At 60.7% G+C, this 14812-nt stretch carries 17 protein-coding genes; 11 read left to right on the top strand and 6 right to left on the bottom strand.

What is annotated here, in order from left to right; all coding sequences use genetic code 11:
• The first annotated feature begins 5 nt into the window (after positions 1-5).
• The 5 genes from glcE (at position 6) to Q0908_RS11770 (ending at position 4710) form a co-directional block, all read left to right on the top strand.
• Positions 6-1124, top strand: coding sequence for a glycolate oxidase subunit GlcE (gene glcE, locus Q0908_RS11790; RefSeq protein ID WP_299284268.1), 1119 nt, complete (start codon positions 6-8; stop codon positions 1122-1124).
• A gap of 1 nt (position 1125) precedes the next feature.
• Positions 1126-2439 (top strand): glycolate oxidase subunit GlcF, encoded by a 1314-nt coding sequence (glcF, locus tag Q0908_RS11785; protein WP_299284265.1) that lies wholly within the window; start codon positions 1126-1128, stop codon positions 2437-2439.
• Positions 2440-2529: 90 nt separating this feature from the next.
• Positions 2530-3312: a trypsin-like serine protease gene (locus tag Q0908_RS11780; RefSeq protein WP_299284262.1), complete on the top strand. Its 783-nt coding sequence runs from the start codon at positions 2530-2532 to the stop codon at positions 3310-3312.
• Positions 3309-4112, top strand: coding sequence for a trypsin-like peptidase domain-containing protein (locus Q0908_RS11775; RefSeq protein ID WP_299284259.1), 804 nt, complete (start codon positions 3309-3311; stop codon positions 4110-4112). Before Q0908_RS11780 ends, Q0908_RS11775 begins: the two co-directional genes overlap by 4 nt.
• A gap of 133 nt (positions 4113-4245) precedes the next feature.
• Entirely contained in the window at positions 4246-4710 is a 465-nt protein-coding gene (locus tag Q0908_RS11770) for an Hsp20 family protein (protein WP_299284256.1), read from the top strand.
• A gap of 118 nt (positions 4711-4828) precedes the next feature.
• Here Q0908_RS11770 and Q0908_RS11765 read toward each other — a convergent pair whose 3' ends face one another.
• The 3 genes from Q0908_RS11765 to Q0908_RS11755 are packed head-to-tail and all read right to left on the bottom strand — an operon-like array spanning position 4829 to position 8092.
• Positions 4829-5797 carry a threonine dehydratase gene (locus Q0908_RS11765; protein WP_299284254.1) on the bottom strand — a complete coding sequence of 323 codons (969 nt, stop codon included), beginning with the start codon at positions 5795-5797 and terminating at the stop codon, positions 4829-4831.
• Between the two features lie 19 nt (positions 5798-5816).
• Positions 5817-6617, bottom strand: a complete 801-nt coding sequence (locus Q0908_RS11760) for an endonuclease/exonuclease/phosphatase family protein (protein WP_299284251.1) — start codon at positions 6615-6617, stop codon at positions 5817-5819.
• A complete protein-coding gene (locus tag Q0908_RS11755; RefSeq protein ID WP_299284248.1) occupies positions 6617-8092 on the bottom strand; it encodes an NAD-dependent succinate-semialdehyde dehydrogenase in 1476 nt (491 codons plus the stop codon). The genes Q0908_RS11760 and Q0908_RS11755 overlap by 1 nt, the downstream gene beginning before the upstream one ends.
• Before the next feature lie 89 nt (positions 8093-8181).
• Here Q0908_RS11755 and Q0908_RS11750 point away from each other — a divergent pair, with 89 nt between their 5' ends.
• On the top strand, positions 8182-8964 hold the full coding sequence (locus Q0908_RS11750) for an alpha/beta hydrolase (protein ID WP_299284482.1): 783 nt from the start codon (positions 8182-8184) through the stop codon (positions 8962-8964).
• Between the two features lie 100 nt (positions 8965-9064).
• Positions 9065-10273, top strand: coding sequence for a M24 family metallopeptidase (locus tag Q0908_RS11745; protein ID WP_299284245.1), 1209 nt, complete (start codon positions 9065-9067; stop codon positions 10271-10273).
• Positions 10274-10311: 38 nt separating this feature from the next.
• On the opposite strand, the gene Q0908_RS11740 is transcribed toward Q0908_RS11745, so the two are convergent.
• The 3 genes from Q0908_RS11740 to Q0908_RS11730 all read right to left on the bottom strand — a co-directional run bounded on the left by Q0908_RS11740 (position 10312) and on the right by Q0908_RS11730 (position 11993).
• Entirely contained in the window at positions 10312-10599 is a 288-nt protein-coding gene (locus Q0908_RS11740) for a hypothetical protein (protein WP_299284242.1), read from the bottom strand.
• A gap of 34 nt (positions 10600-10633) precedes the next feature.
• On the bottom strand, positions 10634-11305 hold the full coding sequence (locus Q0908_RS11735) for a PspA/IM30 family protein (protein ID WP_299284239.1): 672 nt from the start codon (positions 11303-11305) through the stop codon (positions 10634-10636).
• An 82-nt stretch (positions 11306-11387) separates the two neighbouring features.
• Positions 11388-11993 (bottom strand): TetR/AcrR family transcriptional regulator, encoded by a 606-nt coding sequence (locus tag Q0908_RS11730; RefSeq protein WP_299284236.1) that lies wholly within the window; start codon positions 11991-11993, stop codon positions 11388-11390.
• A 186-nt stretch (positions 11994-12179) separates the two neighbouring features.
• Here Q0908_RS11730 and Q0908_RS11725 point away from each other — a divergent pair, with 186 nt between their 5' ends.
• The 4 genes from Q0908_RS11725 to Q0908_RS11710 are packed head-to-tail and all read left to right on the top strand — an operon-like array spanning position 12180 to position 14779.
• Positions 12180-13256, top strand: coding sequence for a hypothetical protein (locus tag Q0908_RS11725; protein ID WP_299284233.1), 1077 nt, complete (start codon positions 12180-12182; stop codon positions 13254-13256).
• Between the two features lie 3 nt (positions 13257-13259).
• Positions 13260-13406, top strand: a complete 147-nt coding sequence (locus Q0908_RS11720) for a hypothetical protein (RefSeq protein WP_299284230.1) — start codon at positions 13260-13262, stop codon at positions 13404-13406.
• Between the two features lie 54 nt (positions 13407-13460).
• Positions 13461-13667, top strand: a complete 207-nt coding sequence (locus Q0908_RS11715) for a hypothetical protein (RefSeq protein WP_299284227.1) — start codon at positions 13461-13463, stop codon at positions 13665-13667.
• A complete protein-coding gene (locus tag Q0908_RS11710; protein ID WP_299284224.1) occupies positions 13661-14779 on the top strand; it encodes a hypothetical protein in 1119 nt (372 codons plus the stop codon). Before Q0908_RS11715 ends, Q0908_RS11710 begins: the two co-directional genes overlap by 7 nt.
• Positions 14780-14812 lie beyond the last annotated feature (33 nt).

Here is a 14812-nt window from a genome sequence, read left to right as displayed (position 1 = left end):
AACATATGACCCTTTTGACAACTGAAGCGGATGTGGCCGAGGCGGTATCGGGCGCGACAGGCCCATTGGTTGTGCGCGGCGGTGGCACCCGCGCTGTAGGCCGCCCGGTGGCAGGCGACGTGCTGGAAGTGTCAGGCCTGTCCGGCATCACGCTATACGAACCCGGTGCCCTGACCATCGTGGCGCAAGCCGGCACGCCCTTGGCTGACATCGAGGCCGCATTGGCGGCTGAGAACCAGCGCCTTGCGTTCGAACCCTATGATCTGACCGGGCTTTTGGGCACGGCAGGTGCCTCGACCATTGGGGGCGTGGTTGCCACCAATGCCAGCGGTCCGCGCCGTATTCAGGCGGGTGCTGCGCGCGATTTTGCCCTTGGGGTGCGCTTTGTCGATGGCGCCGGCAATGTGGTCAAGAATGGTGGTCGCGTGATGAAGAATGTCACCGGCTATGATCTGGTGAAGTTGATGTCCGGCTCATGGGGCACTTTGGGTGTCTTGACCGAGGTGAGCCTGAAGGTGCTTCCGGCTGTTGAAGCGACCACCACACTTGTGATTGAGGGCCTCAGCCGGGAACGTGCCGTTACTGCGATGAGCGCGGCGCTTGGATCGCCTTTCGAGATTTCGGGGGCGGCATGGATCGACGGTGCCGTTTGGTTGCGCCTTGAGGGGTTTGCAAGTTCGGTGGCGTACCGTGCGACGTCTTTGCAGGATGCCTTGCGAGGCTTTGGCGACGTGATGCGGACGGATGACGCGGATTGGACCCGGGTGCGGGATGCGGTGCCTTTGCATGACCTGCCGAGGGTGTGGCGCGTTTCGGTCAAGCCGAGTGATGGGCCCGCAGTGATCGCGGCGTTACCCGAGAGATGCCAGAGCATGATGGACTGGGGCGGCGGCCTGATCTGGGTTGGTCAGGGTGATGGAGACGGCGCGGCGACCCACCGCACTCTGCAAGAGGCGGTTGCCCGGTTGGGTGGTCACGCGACGCTGATGAAGGGGCCGGATGATTTACGCGCTGCCGTTCCCGTTTTTCAGCCCGAAGTCCCGGGAGTGGCCACACTCAGCGCAGCTCTGCGCGCCCGCTTTGATCCGCGCGGTATTTTGAACCCTGGCTTGATGGTGGCCTGACATGCAAACGAACTTCAGCCCCGAGCAACTGACCAAGCCTGCAATCCAACGCTCAAACGAAATCCTGCGCAACTGTGTGCATTGCGGGTTCTGCACCGCGACCTGCCCTACATATCAGGTGCTTGGTGATGAATTGGACAGCCCCCGTGGCCGTATCTACCTGATCAAGGACATGCTCGAAAATGATCGGGAACCGGACGAAAAGGTCGTCAAACACATTGATCGTTGTCTGAGTTGTCTGGCTTGCATGACCACGTGCCCGTCCGGGGTTCACTACATGCATTTGGTTGATCACGCGCGCGAGTATATCGAAGATCGCTATAAACGCCCGCTCACGGACCGCGTGCTGCGATGGGTGCTGGCCCAGATCCTGCCCTATCCGATGCGGTTTCGGGTGGCATTGCTGGGGGCCAAGATTGGCCGCCCGTTCGCGCGGCTGATGCCCGACGCCCGCCTGCGCGCGATGCTTGAGATGGCCCCTGATCACATCCCGCCGGTCAGCCGCAATGATGACCCGCAGACATTTGCGCCCAAGGCGGCAAAAAAGATGCGCGTGGCGCTGATGACGGGCTGCGCGCAAAAGGCGCTCAACACTGACATCAATGATGCCACCATCCGGCTTCTGACCCGATTGGGCTGCGAGGTTGTCGTGGCCGAAGGGGCGGGATGTTGCGGGGCGCTGACGCACCACATGGGCAAGACCGCGGAAAGCCACGCAACAGCAGCCAAGAACATCACGGCATGGGCGCGCGAGATGGATGGTGACGGGTTGGATGCGATTGTGATCAACACGTCCGGGTGTGGCACGACGGTGAAGGACTACGGGCACATGTTCCGCAATGAACCACTGGCCGAGGATGCGGCGCGCGTCGCCGGCATTGCCATGGATGTTAGCGAAGTCTTGATGAAGCTGGACCTGCCAAGTGGTGCCCCTCAGGACATGACAATTGCCTATCACGCGGCCTGTTCGCTGCAGCACGGCCAGCAGATCAAGACCTATCCCAAGGACTTGCTCACGAAAGCCGGGTTCAAGGTCGTCGAACCTGCGGACAGCCACCTGTGCTGTGGATCGGCGGGCACGTACAACCTGATGCAGCCTGAGATCTCAGCGCAACTGAAAGAGCGCAAAGTGCGCACGCTTGAGGCCAAAAATCCCGACATTATCGCCGCAGGCAATATCGGCTGCATGATGCAGATCGGTTCGGCTGCGGGGGTGCCGGTGGTGCATACGGTCGAGCTGCTGGATTGGGCGACTGGCGGGCCACGACCAGCGGCCCTGGACCGGTCCAAATCGGATGTCCCAATTTTGCGATAAATTTGAGCACTGCCCTAATTTTGCCCCCTTTGCTTTTTAGACCGTAGGTCCAAGCCTCGGGACTTAGTTAGGTAGTGTATGCGCCGTTGGATGGCACTTTCGATTATGGCGTTGGTGGTCACGTCAACGGCCTTTGCGCAGGATGCGCACCTGCGCCGCTTGTCCACGGGGGAAGACGCCAAAGCGTGGGAAGCGGTCGGGCGGCTTAATATCGGCGGCACCGGGTTTTGCACGGGCGCGCTGATTGCGCCGAACATGGTGCTCACAGCAGCACATTGCCTGTTTGACAAAGAAACCCGCGCGCGCATCGACCACACGGATGTTGAATTTCTTGCCGGTTGGCGTGATGGCCGTGCCTCCGCCTATCGGACCGTGCGCCGCGCTGTGGTGCATCCCGACTACTCCTATGCGGGCCATGTCAACTCTGACGGAGTGCGCAATGATCTGGCGCTGCTCGAGTTGGATCATCCCATTCGCGACGGCAAAATTCGCCCTTTTGAAACCACCGCACGTCCCCGTCGCGGATCGCAGGTGGCTGTGGTGAGCTATGGCAAGGGACGCTCGGAAGCGCCGTCCTTGCAGGAATTGTGCACCGTGATGGCGCAGCAAGAAGGTGTTCTTGTGACCTCGTGCAGCGTGGATTCGGGCAGTTCCGGCGCGCCGATCTTTCTGATGCAGGACGGGCAGGTGCATATCGTGTCCGTGGTGTCCGCCAAGGCCGAGTTCGAGGGCGAGGCCGTGTCCCTCGGTACCTCGCTTGGCGCGCCCCTGGCGCAGTTGCAGGCCGAGATGACGGCCCGCAAGGATACGCTGTCTTCGCGCGTTTTGGTCGGGAAACGCCATCAGACAGGCGCAAAGTTCGTGACGCCATGATCCGGTTTCTTGTGATCCTTTGCATGGCCCTGAGCACGGGTGCGACAGCCCAAACGACGGACCTGCGCACGTTGGATACCGATTATGCAGCGGCCAGTTGGAAGGCCGTGGGCCGCCTTGATTTTGGCCGTGGCGCGTTTTGTTCGGGCACTTTGATTGCGCCCGACCTTGTGCTGACGGCGGCGCATTGTCTTTACCGCGCGGGCAGCGCTGAGGTGTGGGAAGCACAGGACATCCGCTTCAGCGCCGGATTGCGTAACGGAGAGGCGGCGGCTGTGCGCCGCGCCTCGGCCGCTGCGGCGCATGTGAAGTTTGACCCCACCGGCCCGTTGACCGACACCAACGTCGCCTATGACGTGGCGCTGATCCGCTTGGCAGAGCCGATTTCGACATTCGAGGTGCCACCGTTCTACGTCCACAACGACCGGATCGCACCGGGCCCTGTGAGCATCGTGTCCTATGGCCGGGGCCGCGCAAACGCGCAGTCGCGCCAAAAGGAATGCCAGATGCTCGAACGCTATGGCGATGCGATGGTGTTTGATTGTGATGTGACCTACGGCTCGTCCGGCAGCCCGGTGTTTTCGCACCTCAACGGGCGCGGTCGGATCATCGCGGTCGTGTCCGGTATGTTCGACCACAAGGGTCAGAAACGCTCGATTGGCATGGTGTTGCCCGACCGGGTCACCGAGCTGAAATCCCAGCTTGGCATGTCCATCGCGCCCCCGACCGCCAAGATCCGCCGGATCACCGTTGGCGGGGGCGCGCGCAGCAATATCGGGGCCAAGTTCGTTAGACCCTAGAAGGGTCTTGAACGGCTGAAAATCCTTCCCACATCATGTGCATCGGATGCCCAAACGGGGTCCGGTACCTAGCAACCCTGGGCTGCCTGTCCGACTGGAAGGGGCCCTGTCATCGCTCAAATGAGGATAAGACATGCGTACATATGATTTTGCACCGCTTTACCGCGCAACTGTCGGATTTGATCAGATCGCCGATCTGATGGACCGGGTCACTGCGACCGAGGCGAGCGCCAACAGCTACCCCCCCTACAATATCGAAAAGACCGATGAGGATGCCTATCGCATTTCGATTGCCGTGGCGGGTTTTTCGGAAGCCGACCTGAGTGTTGAGGTCAAGGAAAAGAGCCTGATCGTATCGGCGAAGAAGGTCGAGGATGAGGGTCGCACCTACCTGCACCGTGGCATCGCGACCCGCGCCTTTGATCGCAAGTTCCATCTGGCCGATCACGTGGTCGTCACCGGCGCGTCCCATGCGGACGGCATGCTGCACATCGATCTGGTCAAGGAAGTGCCTGAAGCGCTGAAGCCCCGTCAGATCCAGATTTCGAGCCAGAAGGCCATCGAGACGGATGTGGTTGACGCCAAGGCCGTGAACTAAACCAAACGGAGGCCCGGAGTGCTGGCGCACCCCGGGCCGCTTCACGTTCAGGGGGCTTTGCCCCCGTCCTGACGGACTCCCCCAAGGTATTTTTTGCGAAAGGAAGTGCTGAAGGGGCTCAGACGGTCGGCGTCTCGCCTGCCAGCACGGATTTGAACCATCCGGTGTCGATATTGCCGCCGCACAGGATCACGCCGACCTTTTTTCCCTGCATCTTTGTTCGCTCTTGCATCAGCCCGGCAAGTGGCGCGGCACCTGCCCCTTCGGCGACGTTGTGTGTTGCGGTGAAGTAGAGCCGGATCGCCTCGGCAACTTCGTCGTCCGTCACGGTGATGATCCGTTCTGCACCGGGTCCGTAGATGTCTAGGGCGGCTTGCACCGGCACCCGGACGGCCATGCCGTCGGCGAATGTGTCCGCTGCGTTGGTTTCGATCAGGCGGCCTGCCTCGACCGACAGTTTCGCCGTTTGCGCCCGGTCCGACACCACGCCGACGATTTTGGTGTCGAGCCCCAGAGCGTCCCGCGCGATGATCGTCCCACAAATGCCCGACCCGCAGCCGATGGGCACATAGACCGTGTGCAGGTCGGGTTGCGCGCTGAAAAGCTCGTAGGCATAGGTTGCGACGCCCCGCACCAGTTCGGGATGAAAGGCGGGCACGACGAACAGCCCTTCGGCTTCGGCCACGCGCAAGGCTTCGAGCCGTGCGGTGTCGAAGTCATCGCCATGTTCGATCAGCTTGGCTCCGAAAGCGCGCATGGCCGCGTTCTTTTCCACGGAGTTGCCGCGCGGCACATAGACCTTGGCCGTCAGACCGGCGTTGGTTGCCGCCCATGCCTGACCTTGCCCGTGGTTGCCGCGTGTGGCGGTGCAGATGCCCGTCACACCCGGGTGGGTGCGCGTCAGCCAGTCGATGAAGGTAAGCGCGCCGCGGACCTTGAAGGCCCCGGTCGGTGTGTGGTTTTCGTGTTTGACCCAGACCCGCGCGCCGGTGGCTGCGCTCAGCAGAGGCCAATGATGCTGCGCGGTGGGGGCCATGCGTGCGTGGACAAAGGCTGCGGCATCTTCGAGGTCGTGGGCGGTGAACATCGGCAGGTTCCTCGGGCTGTCAGAGCGTAAGGGTAAGGGGGCAGTGGTCGGACACGACCGGAGCCTGCACAACGTGGAAGTCGCGCACGGCGGTGGCGTTGCTGATCAGCATGTAGTCGGCGAATTTGCCCGGCTTGGTGTAGTGCGCCGTGCGCGTGCTGGTGAAGCCGCGCGTTGTGATGAGATCGCTCAGCCCGGCATCGCCAAGTATCTGCAAGGTCTCGCTGTCCGGTTCGACGTTGAAGTCACCGCAGATGATGCGCAGGTCGCCCGCTTCGCTGAGTTGTGCCGAGAGCGCGGCAAGTTTGTGGGCCTGTGTTGCGCGCGCTGCCGTGTCCATCTTGCCGGCCAGATCGCGCAATCCGTGCATATGCGTGATGCTGATCGCGCGGCTTGCGCCATGGTCGAACACCCGCACACCATGCGCACTGCGCGAGCGGGGATGATCACCGTACCCGTCCGGCCCATAGCTTTTGTGGACGAACCCCTGCACCTGCCCGATGATGGGCAGGGCGCGATGCACAAAGGTCGCAAGCCCCCAGTAAGACGGCACTGACGTGTCGCCGTCCCAAAGCACGCCGCGCGCCGCCGGGCAGAAGGTGGCGATGTGATCGGGCAATGCGGCGCAGACATCGGCGAAGAAGTTCGCGCGCTGGGCCAATACATGATCGCCATCGCGATAGGTGAGCCAGTCTTGATCGCTGTCGGGGCTGTGCACGACCTCTTGCAGGCACAGGATCTCGGGCCTCTCTTGAGATAGATAGGGCAGCAAGTCGCCATGCAGTTTGCCACCCCACCCATTGAGGCACATGATCTCCATCAGATGCTCATGCAGATGTATTTCATCTCCATGAAATCCTCGATCCCGTGATGCGATCCTTCGCGGCCCAGGCCGGACTGTTTGACCCCGCCAAAAGGGGCCACCTCTGTCGAGATGATGCCGGTGTTGACCCCGACGATCCCGTATTCCAACGCTTCGGCGACCTTATAGACGCGGCTGAGATCCTTGGCATAGAAATAGGAGGCGAGGCCGAAGATCGTGTCGTTCGCCATCGCGATCACATCGTCTTCATCCTCGAACCTGAACAGCGGCGCCAGAGGGCCAAAGGTTTCTTCTTGCGCCACGGCCATGTCTTGGGTCACGCCGGTGATGATGGTGGGCGCAAAGAAGTTGCTATCCATGTCGTCCTGCGCATCACCCAAGATCACTTTGCCGCCCTTGTCCTTGGCGTCTTTGATATGCTCGATCACCTTGTCGGAGGCTTCTGGGTTGATCAGTGGCCCGAGGTCGGTGCCGTCCTCAAGTCCGTCGCCCACCTTCATCTTGGCCACACGGTCTTTGAGCTTGTCGGCGAAGGTATCATAGACGCCCGCCTGCACGTAAATCCGGTTGGCGCAGACGCAGGTTTGCCCGTTGTTGCGGAACTTACACAGGATTGCGCCTTCGACTGCGGCGTCCAGATCGGCGTCGTCGAACACGATGAAGGGTGCGTTGCCGCCCAACTCCATCGAGCATTTCATGACCTGATCGGCGGCCTGTTTGAGCAGGATGCGCCCGACTTCGGTCGAGCCGGTGAAGGTCAGCTTGCGCACGGCGGGGTTTTCGCAGAACTCCTTGCCCACCTCCGAGGATGAGGAGGACGTAACCACGTTGAACACGCCCGCCGGGATGCCTGCGCGTTCGGCCAGTACGGCCATAACGATGGCCGACAATGGCGTTTCAGCGGCAGGCCGGGCGACAAACGCGCAACCGGCAGCCAGGGCTGGCCCGGCCTTTCGGGTGATCATCGCGTTGGGAAAATTCCATGGGGTGATGGAGGCCGCAACACCGATGGGCTGTTTGATCACCATGATACGCTTATCGCGCTGGTGGCCGGGGATCGTCTCGCCATAGATGCGCTTGGCCTCTTCGGCAAAGAATTCTATGAAACCCGCCCCGTAGGCGACCTCGCCTTTGGCTTCGGCCAGCGGTTTGCCTTGTTCGGCTGTCAGGATCGTGCCCAGATCATCCTGATTTTCCATCATCAGATCGAACCATTTGCGCAGCACGCCCGCGCGTTCCTTGCCGGTCCACTTCGCCCACTCCTTTTGCGCGGTCTCGGCGGCGGCGATGGCGTCGGCGACCTGCGCGCGGCTGAGGTCGGTGACCTGCGCGATCACGTCGCCACGGGCGGGGTTGGTGACGTCGAATGTGCCGTCATCCCCTTCGATCCATGTGCCGTTCACATAGGCACGCGTTTCCAGCAGCGAAGGGTCCTTGAGCAGCGATTTGAGGTCAGTCGATTGGTCGAGCATGCGGTGATCTCCTGTTCCGGGGCTGGTGCATGTGAACCAACCCGGGCTAGCATTGTCCAGTTCCAAAGGAGGACAGCGCAGTGACGGACATGGACGACGCCTATGCGAACGGGGCCTATATCGATGGGGCGGCCGACTATGTGCCCCGATGGGCGCAGACTGCAGAGGCGTTTCGGATCGGTCTGGGTGCGCGCGCGCGTCTGGGCTTGTCTTACGGCCCGTCCGAGCGGATGGCGCTGGATATGTTTCGTCCCGAAGGGGTCGAGCAAGGCACGCTGATCTTTGTGCACGGGGGCTATTGGCTGAAATTTGACCGATCCTATTGGTCGCATCTGGCGGCAGGTGCCTTGGCGAGGGGATGGGCGGTTGCGATGCCGTCCTATGATTTGTGCCCAAGCGTGCGGATCGCAGGGATCACTCAACAGATTGCCCAAGCGGTGATCGAAGTGGCAGGCGGCAGCACGGGGCCGATCAGCCTCGCGGGCCATTCTGCGGGTGGCCATCTGGTGTCGCGGATGCTTGCGCCGGGGATGTTGCCGGAGGTCGTACGCGCCCGGTTGACGCATGTGGTGCCGATCTCGCCCGTGGCGAATCTGGAACCGTTGTTGCGCACCAGCATGAACGCCGATTTCGGGATGGATACCGGCATGGCGCGCGCCGAAAGCCCGGCGCATCAGCCCAAGCCCGCGGTGCCGGTCACGGTCTGGGTTGGCGGCGAGGAACGGCCCGCCTTTCTGGAACAGGCTCAACTGCTGGCAGAGGCGTGGGGCTGCGATCACGTTGTGACGCCGGGTGAACACCATTTCAACGTGATAGACGCCTTGGCCGACCCACACAGTGACCTCATCGCCCGCTTGACGAACGGGGCCTAAATCGTCAAAGCCTGCGACAGGCTGCGGACGATGGCGTCGCCCGCGCACATATGCCGTTCCGTCCTGGACGCCGGGACCTTTCTGAAAAGGAGGGTCATCCATGACCGCTCGCCCCGATTTTTACCGCTTTCATAATGGCCCCCAAGGCGTTTTGCCTTTTGAGAATGCCGAATACGAGGCCCGCCTGTCCGAGCTGCGCGACCGGATGGAGGCGTCAGGGGCCACTGCCGCCGTGTTCACCTCGATGCACAACATCGCTTACTATTCGGGCTTTCTCTATTGTGCCTTTGGTCGCCCCTATGGCTTGGTCGTAACCGAAGACGCAGGCGTGACCATCAGTGCAGGCATTGATGCGGGCCAGCCCTGGCGGCGCTGTTATGGCGATAACATCACCTACACCGATTGGCAGCGCGACAACTTCTGGCGCGCGGTGCGTGAGGTGACGGGTGAAGGGGCCGTGATCGGCGTCGAATCCGACCATCTGACCCTCATGCAGCAGGCCAAGATGGAGGATTTCCTGAAACCTGTCGCCTCCGTCGACCTTTTTGAGACGACAATGAACCAGCGGATGCACAAATCCGAGGCCGAGATCGCGTTGATCCGGCAAGGCGCGCAGGTGGCAGATGTGGGTGGTTATGCCATCCGTGACGCCATCAAGGTCGGCACCCGTGAGATTGATGTGGCCATGGCGGGGCGTGATGCGATGGAGCTTGAGATTGCGGCACGCTTTCCCGATGCGGAATATCGCGACACATGGGTGTGGTTCCAGTCGGGGCTGAACACGGATGGGGCGCACAACCCGGTCACGGCGCGGGCGCTCGAGCGGGGCGATATCCTGTCGCTCAACACCTTCCCGATGATCTCGGCTTACTACACCGCACTTGAACGCACGCTGTTTGTCGAAACGGTGGACGACGCCAGCCTGAAACTGTGGGAGGCCAATGTCGGCGCGCATGAATTGGGCATGTCGCTGCTGAAACCCGGCGCGACCTGCGCTGAGGTGACGGCGGGCGTGAATGCGTTTTTCGAAGGCCGCGATCTGCTGCAATACCGCACCTTCGGATATGGGCACTCGTTCGGGGTATTGTCGCATTTCTATGGGCGCGAGGCCGGGCTGGAACTGCGTGAGGACGTGGATACCGTGCTGGAGCCGGGCATGGTCATTTCGATGGAGCCGATGCTGACAATCCCCGAAGGGCAACCGGGTGCGGGTGGATACCGCGAACACGACATTCTGGTCATCACCGAGGACGGAGCCGAGAATATCACCGGGTTCCCTTACGGGCCGGACCACAACGTCGTGGCATAAAAGATGGGCCGCCCCATGACAGGGCGGCCCGTTTTGCATCAGGCGATGTCTTTGACCTCGCCCACGTAGTCTTCAAGCAGCTTTTCGTTTCGGGCCTCTTCGATCCGGTTGATCCGGTCGATGCGTTGCTGATTGTCGAAGCGGTATTTGACAAAGTTCACAAGACTCAGCGTCAGCATCAGGATGCCGATGCCCCAAAACCCCTTGGTCGAAAGCGGCACGTCGGTGGACAGGTACAAGGACAGGGCAAGCAGCGCATAGGCGGCAACAACGCCTGCCAGATTGAACATCATGATCGTGGTGTTGTCGGATTTATCGTTGTGCATTGGTGTATTCCTCTTTGATGGTTTTGAAGTCGTGTTACTTGGTCAAACGGTCCAGTACGTCGCGCGCTGTCACCTTGGTCGAGGGGCCAAAGCCGGCCTCCGCCATGCGATCCTCAAGCCCGGTGTGATCCAGACCTGCGTTGATGTCCGCAAGGATTTGGGACTGCTCGAGCGGGTCATCCTTGCCCACGACGCGGTCAATCAACTCCTGCGCTTCATCTGCTGCGGACTGCCCTTGGACCGTGGTGTGCAGTTGCGATTGCATGGATTGTTCGCGGCGCATGGCGCGGGCCTGCAATGCCCCTTGCTTAAGGTCGATGACCTTGCGATGGCCACGCTCAACGGAACTGCGCAAACGGGTGGTTTGAGTGTCCAGCCTGTCAATCGTGCCCTGCCGGACAAGGCTCTCGTTTTCCATTTCCGCAACGGCGCTGGCGGCCTCGTGGGCAAGCTCCTCGCGTCCGGCCGCGATGGCAGCTTGTGCCCGCTCGGTCAACGTCGCGATCCGGGTGCGCAACATATCCAGCAGCTTTTGCTCTGATCTGCGCCGTTGGATCAGGCTGGCAAGCGTGGCTTTGGCGGCGTGAACCTGCCCTTCGGTCTCACGGATTTTCTGGTCGATAAGCTCGATGGCATAGACATCGCGCACACGGTCTTCGGCGCGGGCATTTGCCCCGGCAAAGAGTGTTCGGAACGTAGATAACATGGCGTTTCCCTTTCATGAACATCGTTCACGAAATGAGATAGGACAAACTTGAACGCCGTTCAAGAAAAAAGTTGAACAATGTTCAAAACACTGTGTTTCCAGTTGCAGAACGCAGCATCATTGCGATCATGCGGTGGATCTGGTCGCGCGGCACGCCGCTGATCCGGTTTTCAAGGCCAAGCATGACGATCCCGTGGATTGATGAAAACAGCGCCCGTGTCATCAATCGCACCTCGCTGTCGTCCAATGTCGCAAAGCATTCGCGGACGGGGCCATCGATGTAGTCGAACAACTGCCCCAACTCGGCCAGGTACCAATCCGGCACGTCCATATCCGTCGACATGCGCAGATCAAACAGGGCCCGCCATAGCCGTGGATGGGTCACCGCATAATCCAGATACGCATAAGACATTTCGATCAACCGGTCCGTCGCGGGCAACTCCTCTTTGCCTTGCAAGGCGGTTGCCACATGTTGGCCCAGCTTGCCGAATGTGCGGCCGTTCACCGCGATTATGATATCTTCGAGGTCGTCAAAGACGTTGTAGATGGCCCCCACCGAACACCCCGCCGCTTCGGCCAGGCCTCGCGCTTTGATCGCGGCCAGCCCGTCTGCCTCGATCTGAGCTTCGGCAACGTTGATCAACGTATCGCGCAAGGCGCTGCGACGTTCTTCGACCTTGGATCCCATGTTTGCCCCTGTGTGAACCGCGTTCAAGCCATACAGCCGCAGGCGAGAGACGAAAACCCCGGCTTGGCGCTTTATTTCTCGGGATGGTTTTGCAACAGTTTGGAGGAATTCGGGACAGTAGATGATGTAAATGCGTGTTACATTGCCTATATGTTTCTCAACACATTGATACGAGGGGAGAATTTTATGGCCGATTTTGACAGTCAGGTGCGCGAGTCCCAAGCGCAGGTGGCCGAGGCGCAAACCAAGATTGCCGAACTGACCAGCCGGATCGAGGTGGCGCGGTCCAAGATGAAATCGGGCGACGATATCGCCATCGACATCGAAAATGCGACCTTGGATGACGTGCACGCCCATACGGACGTGATGAACGCCAATATCGCCGAGCTGATCATGGGCCTTGATGACGTCACTGCGGCCTTTTCCAAAGACTTTGACGAAATGCGCAACAAGACGGGGATGGAGTCCTTCATTGGGATATTCTCCAAGGCCAAGTCCGACAGCATGCGCCAAGAGCGCGTGCGCACTGCCTCGATTGACGACAAGTTGCAGGACCTGATTTCGAAATCCGACGTGATCGTGCAGCTGCTGCAAGGCCAGTTGACCATGCTCGAAGAGCAGAAGGTCAAGGTTGAGGGCAACCTGACTGAAACACTGGATGAGCGTGAAATGACGGTGCAGGAACTTGCGGCCCTGCAAGGTGAAATACAAGGAATGGACCCCAAGATCATCACGCTGGAAAACCAGATCGCTTCCGAAACCGATGCGGCCAAACGCACAGCACTCGAGACTGAGCTGGCAGAGATGAACAGCGCTTATAACCAGATGGTGCAGGACGAACAGGTTAAGCTCGCCAAGTCCCAAACGCTGGAACGCTACATCGAAAAGGGCAAAACCTGGATCGACTCGTTACAGAATCAGGCGGCGACCCAGATGGTGCTGATCAACAAGTTGCAGACGGACACGAAGCAACGCGTGGTGCTCTATGACGCCCTCACCAAATCGTTGAAAACCGCGCAGCAGCAGGACGTCGCTCACCGCATCAACGAGATCGGCGTGCAGACGGATCAGGAGGCGCAAACGGCTATGGCCGGGATTGGTGCGGCGACCAACAAACGGATGGCCGACATGCTTGAGGCGCACGAGGATCACATGGTGTTCGCCCGTGATGTCCTGGAGCAAAAGGCCAAGGCCGACGAACGCTTTGCCCGCCGGTTCGCGCAGATTGTCGAGAAACACGACAGCAATGCGTATGGAGGTTAGGCCATGAAACTCGGCCTGATCTGTGTCGCGGTTTCAGTGTTATGCCTTGTGGGGTCGATGGCCTTCGGCGCGCCCTTGTGGGTGAACGGCGTGGGGCTGGTGGCCGGGATTGCGGGGTTGTTTCTGCTCAGCCGGAGGCGCAAGGGCTGAATGACGCTGTCACGATCCAAACAAGCTAGTCCTGGACGTCAAATGTTGCGGCGGGTGCTGTTTCTGGCCGGTGCACTGCTCGCACTCTTCGGCACCCATTTTTTCGAGGCGCCATGGTGGGGCTATCTGCCGGGCATTGCGTTGACGTTGTTTGCCTTGGTTTGGCTCGGCGCATCAAATGTTGAAGCTGACCGAAGTGGCCAACAGTTTTGGGCTGGTGGCGGTGGATCGACCGGCGGTGATAGTGGTGGGGGATGTTGACACAATCCGAGACCATAGGCCTCACGGATCTCTTCGCCTCGCGCCGCTATTTCCGCAAGTTCGAGACGATCATCTCGCATCTGGGTCGTGTCGCCGGAGTCATGGAGGCCGACGGCAATCTGGACCGGGCCGAGGTCAAGATCCTGACCCGCTATATCACCGAACTGACGTTCACTTTTCGCGCCCTATCCCTGAAATACCTGCTGGTGGGGCGGGATACAGGCCGGTTCTTTGGCTCGCTTTCCATTGACGCGCACGAGAGCGGCTTTCCGGCCGCGGACGAGATCATCACGATGGCCAGCGACACCCAACAGGCCGAGCGCCATCTGGCGGGCATGCCCTCGGCGCACGAGCTGAAAAAACAGATGGTCGAAGTGATTGTCGGCGAACGGGTGGTGCCAACCAAGCTGCAATTCGCGATGTCGCAGCGGCTCTATTACGAAGAGTTGCTGCGTGGGCAGTTGTTCTGGCCGCGCAATGATCCACAGGCGGTCTGGACGGGCAATCTCACCGAAGAAAGGCGCACGTTCCGCCTGCACTGGGCGGTCTATGACAGTCAGGTCAACCTGCCCGTGATCTACATGATGGATGTCGAGGACACCGGGCGCACCGCCTTGCCCAAGGATCAGCGCCGCTGGCCCGAAGCGCAGGCGCATTTGATGGCGCAGGCACTCGGCGGGTTGAAACTGGTGACAATTGCCAAAGGCTTTGACGAGGATTTTGACGACCTGCACCCCAAGCGGCTGCGCCGGTTTCATGTGGGGCCGATGTATTCCTCGGCCTTCACCAAGCAGTCGGGGCCGATTTCGCAAGTGCTTGAGGCGGCGCGCGCGCCGGAAGGGCAGGATTGGTCGCTGGTCTGGACCGAAGAGGATTTACGCTCCGAACGGGTGATGACCGAACGGTCGGGCTGGTTTTCGTCTGTTGAGCGGCAGGTGTTCGCGCTGGATCCGTTTGCGGGGCGGGGCGCGGAAACCGGCGCCACCCGGATGGAGCGCAGCATCGTGTTGCCCGCCCGGGTCTATCAGGCGCTTGAGGAAATGGGGCCACCGGGATTTGCGTCGGTGCGCAAGTTTGTGGTCAGCCCGACGGGCCGAGTGTTGCGGTATTGAACGGATGCGCGCGCCGGGCTGTAGAGCCTCCGG

Source organism: uncultured Tateyamaria sp., assembly GCF_947494755.1.
In the GTDB taxonomy this organism is placed as follows: Bacteria; Pseudomonadota; Alphaproteobacteria; order Rhodobacterales; family Rhodobacteraceae; genus Tateyamaria.
This window is presented reverse-complemented; position numbering and strand designations above follow the sequence as displayed.